This is a genomic window from Mesorhizobium sp. M1A.F.Ca.IN.022.07.1.1 (assembly GCF_003997575.1).
Taxonomy (GTDB): Bacteria; Pseudomonadota; Alphaproteobacteria; order Rhizobiales; family Rhizobiaceae; genus Mesorhizobium.
In genome coordinates, this window is the sequence record NZ_RZST01000654.1 from 1 (window position 1) to 1,078 (window position 1,078).

A 1,078-nucleotide genomic window follows, 5' to 3' on the forward strand; every position below is an offset into this window, starting at 1 on the left:
GGTGATCGGATTGTTGATCGCATGCTTGATGGCATCGGCCATGGCGGCGATGCGGGCCGGATCCTGTTCCGACAGCAGCATCAGCGCGAACTGGTCGCCGGCAAAGCGCGACAGCGAATCCTTGGGCTTCAAGAGCCGGTGCAGCCGGCGCGCGATGGTCAGCAGGATGGTGTCGCCGGCCGAAATGCCGAGCCCGTCATTGACCTGCTTGAAACGGTCGATGTCGATGACGAAGACGGTCGGGCGCACCTTGTCCTCGGTGCGGGCGATCGAGATGATCGCCTCCAGCCGGTTCATGAACAGCTCGCGGTTAGGCAGGCCGGTCAGGTTGTCGTGCACGGCGTCGTGCAGCAGCCTTTCCTCGGACTTCTTCTGCTCGGTCACGTCGACCATGGTGCCGACGCAGCGGATCACCTCGCCATCCGACCCGATCACGGGGCGGGCGCGCAGCGCGAACCAATGATAATGCCCGTCGGCGCCGCGCAGGCGGAAATTCTGGGCCACGCGGCCGCGGCGGTGCTCCAGCACCACGTCCAGCGTGGTGCGGAAGGTGTCGCGGTCGTCGGCATGCAGCACCGGCAGCCAGTTGCGGGCCGCGCCCGAAAGGCTGTTGGGGGCAAGGCCGAGCTGCAGGCTGATGTCGGGCTTGGTCACCACGCGGTCGCGCAGCACGTCCCAGTCCCACACGATGTCGCCCGAGCCGGCGACTGCAAGCGCCTGGCGCTCGAGGTCGGAAAACAGGCCCTGGTGCAGCGCGCCGCCGGCAAAAGCGTGCTGCATGACGGTGAAGCCGATCAACAGGATGATCAGGATCAGGCCGCCGCCGAGCGCCGGCTGGGCGATGTCGTTGTCCAGCATGCCGGTGATCGCCATCCACGAGCCGCATAGCCAGAGCAGCACCATCACCCAGCTCGGCACCAGCATGATCGCGCGGTCATAGCCGCGAATTCCGAGGAAGATGATGAGGCCGAGGCCGGTGAGCGCCGTCGCGGCAAACGAGATGCGGGCGATGCCGGCGGCGACCGCGGGATCGACGATGGCCACGCCGGCAATCAGCATCAGCCCGAGGATCCAGACC

General features: G+C 66.9%; 1 protein-coding gene. It reads right to left on the reverse strand.

Going from position 1 to position 1,078, the window contains the following annotated elements:
* Positions 1-1,078: diguanylate cyclase (locus EOA75_RS33150; RefSeq protein ID WP_127326160.1), on the reverse strand; the 1,078-nt coding region annotated here is incomplete at both ends.